Source organism: Gilvimarinus sp. 1_MG-2023 (assembly GCF_030548285.1).
Map to the genome: position 1 here is coordinate 1 of NZ_JAUOSC010000091.1, position 508 is coordinate 508.

Annotated in this window: 1 protein-coding gene; it reads left to right on the top strand. The window is 56.3% G+C overall.

The genetic code is table 11. The annotated features are described in order from the left end of the window. A partial coding sequence (locus Q4563_RS15830) for an HsdM family class I SAM-dependent methyltransferase (protein ID WP_303605148.1) occupies positions 1-508 on the top strand: 508 nt, incomplete at both ends.

Genomic DNA, 508 nt, shown 5'->3' on the forward strand with positions numbered 1-508 from the left:
GGCTCACTATTGTTGAAAGCCAGTGATCAGGCCCCCCGGGGGCTGTCGATTTTCGGTCAGGAGATGGACAACGCCACCAGCGCCCTGGCGCGCATGAACATGATCCTGCACAACACCGATACCGCCAAAATCTGGAAAGGTAATACCATTTCAGACCCGCAGTGGAAGGAAGTCGGGAGCAACGGCAATACCCAGTTAAAAACCTTCGACTTTGCTGTGGCCAACCCGCCGTTTTCCAACAAAAACTGGACCAGCGGCCTCAACCCGGAAGCAGACCCGTTCAACCGCTTTGTGTGGGGCATTCCGCCGGAGAAAAATGGTGATTACACCTTTCTGCTGCACATCCTCAAAAGCCTGAAAAGCACCGGCAAGGGCGCGGTGATCCTGCCCCACGGCGTGCTCTTCCGTGGCAACGCTGAAGCCCGCATCCGTGAGAACCTGATCAAACAGGGCTACATCAAGGGCATAATCGGCCTGCCCGCCAACCTGTTTTACGGCACCGGTATTC